9 protein-coding genes and 1 pseudogene are annotated in these 8,467 nt (G+C 65.5%); 2 read left to right on the top strand and 8 right to left on the bottom strand.

Features of this window, described 5'->3' with window-relative positions; translation table 11 throughout:
* The 5 genes and pseudogenes from GM676_RS26420 to GM676_RS26400 all read right to left on the bottom strand — a co-directional run.
* Window positions 1–423: pseudogene (locus GM676_RS26420) on the bottom strand (PilN family type IVB pilus formation outer membrane protein); the annotation flags it as partial.
* Window positions 420–1,202, bottom strand: coding sequence for a toxin co-regulated pilus biosynthesis Q family protein (locus tag GM676_RS32430; RefSeq protein ID WP_229262876.1), 783 nt, complete (start codon window positions 1,200–1,202; stop codon window positions 420–422). The gene GM676_RS32430 and the pseudogene GM676_RS26420, both read right to left, overlap by 4 nt.
* A 230-nt stretch (window positions 1,203–1,432) precedes the next feature.
* Window positions 1,433–3,424, bottom strand: a complete 1,992-nt coding sequence (sctC, locus tag GM676_RS26410) for a type III secretion system outer membrane ring subunit SctC (protein ID WP_155467188.1) — start codon at window positions 3,422–3,424, stop codon at window positions 1,433–1,435.
* Window positions 3,424–3,843 (bottom strand): hypothetical protein, encoded by a 420-nt coding sequence (locus GM676_RS26405; RefSeq protein WP_155467187.1) that lies wholly within the window; start codon window positions 3,841–3,843, stop codon window positions 3,424–3,426. Before GM676_RS26405 ends, sctC begins: the two co-directional genes overlap by 1 nt.
* Before the next feature lie 6 nt (window positions 3,844–3,849).
* On the bottom strand, window positions 3,850–4,089 hold the full coding sequence (locus GM676_RS26400) for a hypothetical protein (protein WP_155467186.1): 240 nt from the start codon (window positions 4,087–4,089) through the stop codon (window positions 3,850–3,852).
* Window positions 4,090–4,285: 196 nt separating this feature from the next.
* Here GM676_RS26400 and GM676_RS26395 point away from each other — a divergent pair, with 196 nt between their 5' ends.
* A complete protein-coding gene (locus GM676_RS26395) occupies window positions 4,286–4,735 on the top strand; it encodes a hypothetical protein (protein WP_155467185.1) in 450 nt (149 codons plus the stop codon).
* A 112-nt stretch (window positions 4,736–4,847) separates the two neighbouring features.
* Here GM676_RS26395 and GM676_RS26390 read toward each other — a convergent pair whose 3' ends face one another.
* Window positions 4,848–5,660, bottom strand: a complete 813-nt coding sequence (locus tag GM676_RS26390) for an oxidoreductase (protein ID WP_155467184.1) — start codon at window positions 5,658–5,660, stop codon at window positions 4,848–4,850.
* A gap of 148 nt (window positions 5,661–5,808) precedes the next feature.
* Window positions 5,809–6,252 carry a DUF2147 domain-containing protein gene (locus GM676_RS26385; RefSeq protein ID WP_155467183.1) on the bottom strand — a complete coding sequence of 148 codons (444 nt, stop codon included), beginning with the start codon at window positions 6,250–6,252 and terminating at the stop codon, window positions 5,809–5,811.
* Window positions 6,253–6,353: 101 nt separating this feature from the next.
* Here GM676_RS26385 and GM676_RS26380 point away from each other — a divergent pair, with 101 nt between their 5' ends.
* A complete protein-coding gene (locus GM676_RS26380) occupies window positions 6,354–7,169 on the top strand; it encodes a TetR/AcrR family transcriptional regulator (protein ID WP_229262875.1) in 816 nt (271 codons plus the stop codon).
* Window positions 7,170–7,224: 55 nt separating this feature from the next.
* Here GM676_RS26380 and glcF read toward each other — a convergent pair whose 3' ends face one another.
* On the bottom strand, window positions 7,225–8,466 hold the full coding sequence (gene glcF, locus GM676_RS26375) for a glycolate oxidase subunit GlcF (RefSeq protein WP_155467182.1): 1,242 nt from the start codon (window positions 8,464–8,466) through the stop codon (window positions 7,225–7,227).
* Between the last annotated feature and the right edge of the window lies 1 nt (window position 8,467).

Here is an 8,467-nt window from a genome sequence, read left to right as displayed (position 1 = left end):
CCCGGGCGGCAGGCCGGCGGCCGGCGGCGCGCCCGCCACGGCGCCGGCGCCAACGCCGCCATCCAGCATGGCCTGCGCGTCCGGCGTGATCTTGACCGGCAGCCCGGAGCGCAGACTGATGCGCTCGGCCAGTTCCGACAGCGAGGCCACTGTGCGGTCGAAGGCCGCGTCCTGGTAGAACAGCGGCGGCAGCGTGGGCGCGCCGCGCTTGACGACCTCCTTGCCCAGCCAGATGCCGGGTTCATGCGTCACCGCCGGCGGCGGCACGGCCACTACGCCGGGCGCGGCGCGGCCGGTCTCTTTCACCAGCGCGGAGGCTTTGTCCCCCGTCTCCTCGATCCGGGCGTCGATCTTGCCCGCCAGGCCGGTACAGGCCGACAACAGGAGTGCGCACAGCAGGGCGGCGATTCGGCGGGCCATCATTCCGTTCCTTTCGCCACGATGCGCAGCACGTGATTGCCGTCATAGAAAATCGCCTTCATCGGCACCTCGGCGGTGTCCATGCTTTTCGCCACCATGCCGACCGCTTCGACGAAGCTGCCGCGCAGCTCGGTGCGCATGCTGACCGCGTAATCCACCGGCAATTCCCACACCAGTTGCCAGCCGGCGGCGGCGGCCCAGCGCGCCAGCGTGACGTTCAGGGTCTTATCGGCCGGCATGACTTCCCAGGTGGGCGCCGGCGGCGCCACGGGCTGCACGGCGGCCACCGGCGCCAGCGCCGGGCTGGCCGTGGCGGGGGCTGCGGCCACCATGGTGGCGGCTGTCGGAGTTGCGGCTGCCGGGGTTGCGGTCGCCTGCCCGGTCGCGGCTGGCGGGGTTGCGGCTACCGGAGCTGCTGCCGGGGTTGCTGCCGGGATTGCGGCTGCCGGGGTCGCGGTCGCCTGCGCGGTCACGGCCGCCGGTGCGGTTGCGGTTGCCGGTGCGGTTGCTGTCTGCGCGGGCGCGGCGGCGGTCTTGGCCGCCGCTGCCGGTTTGGCCGCTGCCGGCGTCCGGTTCCTGGTGCCCACCGCCACCGCCATCAGGTCGGCGTAGTCCTCTTCGCAATCGTCGCCGCCCATGGCCAGCCCCAGGTCGAGCTTGAGTCCGGGCGTCATGTCGGGCAGCGCCGACGGCGTTGAAAACGTTTGCGCATGAGCCGGAGCAAGCGCCGCCAGCAGGCCTGCCGCACACACCAGGCATTGTGTCAGTCTGTTTTTCAGCATGATTTCTTTCATGATCCGCAATCCGACTTCATGGTCAGCTTCCCGCGTATCGTCGCCGCATTCCATGGCTTAACGAATAAACATGTAAGAAATAACATGAACACGGCATGATACGAATAAGGGATTACACGCATGGGAACTCCTTGCTTTTTTCGATAACGCATATTCACATAGTTTAATTTGCTATGTCGCACAGCAATATGTCGCCTTGTAACCGAAAGAACTTTATTTCACTGGACGCTGTTGTAACTGTTGCTTTTCGGCAACTCAATCTTGCCACGACGACAATTAGTTCGCTTCAGCGGCGCGCTGAACAAGGATGGCTGTTCCGCCTTGAATGGCGGCGCCGGGGTCGGGGCGGGAGCCACGGCCGGGACCGGAGCTGGTGCAGGGACTGATGCCGGAACCGGCTCGGGGGCGGGGGCCGGGGCGGGCGCTGGCGACGGCTCCGCGACCGGTGCTGGCGCCACCGCTTGCCGCGCCGCTTCGGTCACCTTGGACACCGGCGCCGTCGCCATGCCGCCCGTGCCGGACGAGCCGACCAGGCGCGGCGTGATCAGGAACAGCCGTTCGCGGGTGCTTTTGGAGGTGCTGGTGCTGCGGAACAGATTGCCGACCATGGGCAGATCGCCCAGCAGCGGCACCTTTTGCCGCTTGTTCGACAGCGACTCGGCGCGGTAACCGCCAATCACCAGCGTCTGCTGGGGCGCGATGATGGCCTGGGTGCTGATCGTCGAGCGCGTCACGTTGCCGCTGCCGCTGCCATCGTCCAGCGTGCCGTCCTCGACATCTACCTCCAGCCGCACGCGCGGCGCGGCGCCGTCGTCCACCAGCCGTGGAATGACGCGCAACATGGTGCCGGCGGTGACGTCGGCCAGGTCGGCCACCCGCTCGCCCACCAGCGGCATGTACTTGGTCTGGCTCAGATCGAGCACGGCCGCCACGTTGTCCAGCGTCAGCACGGTGGGCGTGGCCAGCACGCTGACCTCGCCATGGCTCTCCATCAACTTGAGGCGCGCGTAGAAGCGGGCGGCATTGCTGATCAGCAGGGTCGAGCCGGACAGCGGCAACGCCAGCCCCTTGGAGTCGTCCTGCGTGCCGTTGACGCGCGCCACGACATTGCCGCCGCCGCTGCTGACGCCCCACTCGGCGCCCAACTCGGACAGCTTGCCGCGGTCGATGTCGATGATCAGCGCCTCGATTTCAATTTGCTGCGGCTGCACGTCCAGCTGATCGATCAGCGCCTGGTACATCGCGCGCTTGCTGACCAGGTCGTAGATCATGATGGCGTTCAGCGACGGGTCGGCCTCGATGCGCGGCGGCGTGCGGTCGGCGGACGCCGCCGTGTTCCGGGCGTTGCGCGGCGACGGCGCCGGTTCCGGCTCGTCGTCGATGGCCTCGGCCGGCGCGCGCTTGCCCCAGCTCGGCAATGGAACCTTGCCCGGCAGCGGCAGGTTGACCAGGTCGCGCGCCTCGCCCTTGCCCTTGTCCGGCAGGCGCGAGCGCTTCTGGCTGGCGCGGTCATAGCGGCTGGCGGGATCGTCGACCTTGCTTTCGGGCGGCGCGAACAACAGGTTGGACAGGATGGTCTTGATGCCCGGCACGGTCTCGGTCTTGCCGCGCGCGCTGATCGCACGGTCGGTGGCGCTGGCGTACTTCAGCCGGAACACCATGATTTGCCGGTCCTTTTTTGCGACCGCCTTGGCCTGGTCCGGCAGCAGGATCTGGCGCGCCAGGCGGACATACTCGCGCGGGCCGCTGACGATGACCACACCCTCGTCGGGCAGCTCGCCCCAGCCGAAGCGGCTGTCGTACAAGCCCATGCCGATCAGCGCGCCCTTGGCGTCCTGCACCGCGTCCTCGCCCACCTCCAGCCGCACCGACGCGTTGTCGTCGCGCGGCACGATGTGCAGCGTGTCGCCATACACGAACCAGCGGAAGCGGTAGGTCTGGGCCAGGCGGTCAAGAAACTCGGCGCCACCGTCCGCGCGCAGCTTCTCCTTCCGGACGGCGACATTGGGCACGTCCAGCGCCACCTGCACGCCGTACACCTGGCCGAATTGCTGCAACACCTGGCGCAGCGTCATGCCGGCCGGCTCGATCGCGAAGCCACTCTCCTTCCAGGACGGCGGCACGGCGGCGCGGCCGGCCGGGGCCCAGCACAGGAGGCCGCAGGCGATCGCCGCCAGCAGCCATTGCAACGCGGTGCGTGGCATGTTCATCACTTCTCCCTCATCAACTTGCTGCGCATACGTTGTTCCTCGCGGCCGCCGGCGTCATGCTCGCGGCTGTCCTCGGCCGGGGCGCTGGCCGCCAGCGCGCGCAGCAGCTCGACCTGATTCAGCAGGCGCTCCAGCGCCTCCGGCGCCGCCGTCCAGTCGCGTGCGTCCGGCAGCCACTGGGTCAGCAGCAGGCTGGCGCCGTCATCCGACAGCGCCCAGCCGGCGTCGAACTCCAGCGCGCTCTGGAAGCCCAGTTGCAGGGCCTCCTGCAACTGGCGCTCGTTCATTTCCTCCAGAAACACCGCGCCCAGCTCCGCGCCGTCGCGCCCCACCCGCAGATACACGGATTCGCCGTCGATGCTGACCGGCTCCTCCAGCGGAAAGCCCTGCAATTGCCGCTCCAGTTCGTCGATCTGCATGGCGTCTCAGCGCGAGTCGGTGAGCGCCGTCTTGAGCGGCTTCTGGAACAGATTGAACTGCGCCGTCATCGCGCTGCCGGTGACGGACTGCTGCTCCAGCAGCTTGATGAATTCGTCCGGGTCGGGCTGCTCGCCGGACGACTGGCGGCGCATGAAGTCGGTCTGATCGGCGTTGATCTGCTGGTACTTCTGGTCCAGCCGGCGCATGTTGTTGAGCACGAGATTGTGGTCGTTGTCGCGCGACATAGTGAATCCTCCATGGTGGTGGGCTGCGGGAAGAACGGCCGCGGGCGGCACGTTCCCCATTGAGTGGCGGCGCGCCGCGTTTAGTTCGTTTTCGCCGGCGCGCCGTCTGGCATGGAACCGCCGCCGGCGCGGCGCCACCCATCGGCGTACCACCCCAAAACATCCGTTTCCAACGCGACCATTGAAGGAGAATCACATGGCTGTTAATTTCAACGCATCCGTCAGCAACAGCGGCGGCATTGGCCCGAGCTCGGGCGAAACCAAGAACTTCAAGAACGATCTGAAAAACATGTCGACCGAGGACGTCGCCAAGCTGGCGGGGGACAAGGGATTGCAGCCATGGCAGCAAAAGGAGGCCATGAATGAGCTGGTCAAGCGCCTGGTCGAAATGCTGAAGCAGGATAACGACATGGATCCGAAGGAGAAGAAAGACTTCGAGGATCTGATGAAACTGCTGGAAGGCAAGGGCGGTGGTGGTGGCAGCGGCGCCGGTGGCGCCGGCGGTGGCGGCAAAGGCGGCGGCGCCGGCGGCATCGGCGACAAGGTGTCGCAATTGCTGCAAGCGGTCGGCATTCCGCCGGAGATCGCCGACAAGGTAGGCGCCATGTTCTCGGACAACAACTCCAAGGGCGACGGCGACGTCTGATCCGCCAGCCACCGGCGCGGCGCCACGCGTCGCCACCTCCCGGCCGCGCTCCCGCGCGGCCGCTTCCCCGTTACTGTGCGGTACTCGTTTGTCGCGTAAGCAGGCTACGGCATCAAGCCGGGAATGCGTTGAACTTGCGCATGAGCTTGTCGAACACAGCTTCCGGCAGGAGGCGGCGCAGCATGCGTACCTGACTGGACTGTTTACCTGCCGAATAGCGCAAGCCGGGTTTGGCGGCCATTGCCGCCTTGACCACGGTGTCGGCCACCACTTGCGGGTCGTCCCCGGTCTCGACCCATCTAGTCATGAGCGCTTCGCTGCGCTCCCGGTCCTCGGCGTAGGTGGGCATGAGGCAATCCGCCCGCGTCAAATTCTCCTCGAAGGCGGTGCGCGTCACGCCCGGTTGCACCAGTACCGCGCGGATGCCGAAACGGCGCACCTCATGATCCAGCGACTCCGTGTACCCCTCGATCGCGTGCTTGGTGGCCGCGTAGTAGGCGTTGAAAGGCGATGGGATCAAGCCCAGGATCGAGCTCATGTTGATGATCCGGCCGCTCTTCTGGGCACGCATGAAGGGCAGCACCGCATTGACGGCGCGCGCCACACCGAAGACATTCACGTCGAAGAGGCGCTGAGCCTGGCCAATGGACGACTCCTCGGCCCCACCCAACAGCCCCACGCCGGCGTTGTTCACGAGCAGATCGATACGCCCCGCTTGCCTGACGACCTCGTTCACGAGTTTTTTTACGGACAACTCGTCCGTCACGTCGCACACCAACATCGTGACGCCAGCCGGACTGGCGACTGCCTTGCGGCTGGTGCCGAAAACGCGGTACCCGGCCTTGGCCAGCGCATACGCGGTCACCAGGCCGATGCCGGACGAGGCCCCGGTTACCAGCGCAACACCTTGGGTAGTAGTAGTCATTCGATTTCTTTCGTTAGAGTCTGGCTGGCGCTCCCCCAAACCAGCAATACGGATGAGCGCTGCCAGGGGAGCTGGCGTTGCAACGTGATCTTCATTTTCGGTTCAGCCCGAGGCCGCCTTTTGGCGCCGCAGGGCAATGGCGTCAGCGCTATTCCACGCGGGTCCAGCGCTGGGTGCGGAAGAATGGACCGATATAACCGCGCACCTCGAGTGCCTTGCCGCCCTCGACAGGCTTGAGACGGACGCGATAAACCTTGCCGTTGTTCGGGTCCAGTATGTCGCCCCCCTCCCAGGTGCCGTCACCGGATGCCTTAACGTTGCGCATGATCGTCATGCCCAGCATCGGCTGATTCTTACGCTCGTCGGTGCACAGCGTGCACCTGGCGTCCTGTCGCGACGGGTCGAGCAACTTCTCCAGCCGGCCGCTCTGGACGCCCCCTGCCGCTTCGCTGATACGCACCAGGGACAACGGCTGCTTGCTGTCATCGTCCAGCATTTGCCACAGCCCTGCCGGGGTGCTCTGCGCCTTCGCTGCGCCGCCGGCCAGGGCAAGCGCCAACGCCAGGGGGACTATTGCATTGCGGTTCCTCATCTATTTCTCCAGTTATAGCCGCCCCGGGGAGGCGGACATCGTTGCGACGGTTGCTACCTGTCTATGCCGTATGCGGCCTCCGCGACCGCATCCATGGCAGCATGCCCGCCAAAATAAAAAACCAGTGGTCTTCAATTTACAAGACCACTGGTCACTTGTCAAGCATGCCCGCGATCTATACAGTGTGCGGCAACTGCGATTTTGCGGATTACGGATACCCAATGACGACATCAGAGCCATTCCAGCGGGCCCGCCGCCCCGAACAAAAGGAGGAGCGCCGCGCGCATCTGCTTGCAACCGCCAGGTCGGCCCTGCGCGGCGGGATGGAGCTTAGCGATCTGGGGCTCAACGAGCTGGCGCGCCAGGCGCACATGACCAAATCGAATGTGTATCGCTATTTTGAGAACCGCGAGGCGCTATTGCTGGCCTTGCTAGAGGAGGAGTCGGCGCTGTGGCGGTCCGATCTCGATGAGAGATTGGGCGCCCTGTCGCAGCCCACGGCGCCGCAGCTGGCGCAAGCATTCGCCGGCGCGAGCGCGGCCTATCCGCTGATGTGCCGGCTGCTCAGCATTTTGCCGTCGATCATAGAGCACAATGTGTCGCCGGAACGCCTGCGAACCTTCAAGCTCAACACCGTGGCGTTGGTGGGGGACCTGGCGCGACAACTCCACGGGCGGATGCCGTCGATATCGATCGAGGGGTACATCGTGTTCGTGCGCCAGGCCATGGTATTGACGATCGGCCTGTGGCCTCTCAGCCACCCGCGCGACGCCCTGGCGCAGGTGATGGCGCTGCCGGAGCTCCTGCCGCTAAGATATGATTTCGAGGCTGACCTGGCAGCCGGATTGCAACTGCTTTTGCGCGGTCTCGCGCCTATGTCGCCGGCCGCCATGAACCGCAAGACCAAAATTCTTTAACATGATCCGCTGGGCCACCGTTCCCTGCCGGGCCGCGAGCGGACGGCTGGGGACATCAGCCGCGGTCGATTGCGGCATCGAGCAACTCGATCCAGTGCCTGACCGGCGTGTCCGTCCCCGACTGGAGGTGGGTCAGGCAACCGATATTGGCCGATACGATCATGTCGGGCGCATTCGCACCGAGCTTGGCCAGCTTATCGTCGCGTAACTTCGTGGCCAGCGCCGGCTGCAGCATGGAATAAGTGCCGGCCGATCCGCAACACAGGTGACTGTCCGCGCAGATATGCACATCCACGCCGGCGAGCCGGAGAAGTTCTTCGACCTGGCCGCGTACTTGTTGGCCATGTTGCAATGTGCATGGTGGGTGATAGACCACGCGCGCGCGCCGCTTGCGGAGCAGCGGCTCAAGTTCGGTCTTGAACCGCGCAACAATCGTCGACAAGTCGTGAGTAAGCGCCGAAATTCGCGCCGCCTTGTCCGCATAGACCGGATCGTGACGCAACAGGTGGGCATAGTCCTTGACCATGGCGCCGCAACCGGAAGCGGTCATCAGAATGGCCTCCACCACGACGCCGCCATCCATCCCTTCGACCCAAGGCCACCATGCATCGATATTGCGCCGCGCGTCAGCCATGGCGCCGTCCTGGTCGTCCAGATGATGCCGGATGGCACCACAACATTTCGCCTTGGGGGCGACGATCAATTGAACGCCCACCGCATCCAACACGCGGGCGGCGGCAACATTGATCGACGGCGCCAACGCCGGCTGCACGCAGCCATCGAGCAGCAATATCCGGCGCGCATGCTGGCGCTGCGGCCAAGGAGCCGCCTGCCGCTCAGTCGGGACCTTGGCACGCAAAGATGAAGGCAACAATGGTCGCATCATCTGGGCGCTCCGCAGCACCGGCTTGAAAAGCCAAGCGCGCGGCAACACGGCCCGCAACGCCGCGCGCGCAAGGCGCTGACGCAGCGGCCTTGACACTTGATGGTCTACGACGCGGCGGCCGATGTCGAGCAATTTCCCATACTCGACCCCGGACGGGCAGGTGGTCTCGCAACTGCGGCAGGTCAGGCAGCGATCCAGGTGTAGCTGGGTGCTGCGGGTCGCTGGCCGTCCTTCCAGCACCTGTTTCATCAGGTAGATGCGGCCACGCGGCCCATCCAGTTCGTCGCCGGTCAATTGGTAGGTTGGGCACGTGGCGGTACAAAAGCCGCAATGGACGCAGCTACGCAAAATGCCATCGGCATCTTGTGTTTCCGGGGTCGTGCGATAGCGTTCACTAATGGAGGTCTGCATT

It is taken from the genome of Duganella radicis (assembly GCF_009720825.1).
Classification (GTDB): Bacteria; Pseudomonadota; Gammaproteobacteria; order Burkholderiales; family Burkholderiaceae_D; genus Rugamonas; species Rugamonas radicis.
The sequence above is the reverse complement of the archived record's forward strand: the minus strand, read 5'-3'. Positions and strand labels throughout refer to the sequence as shown.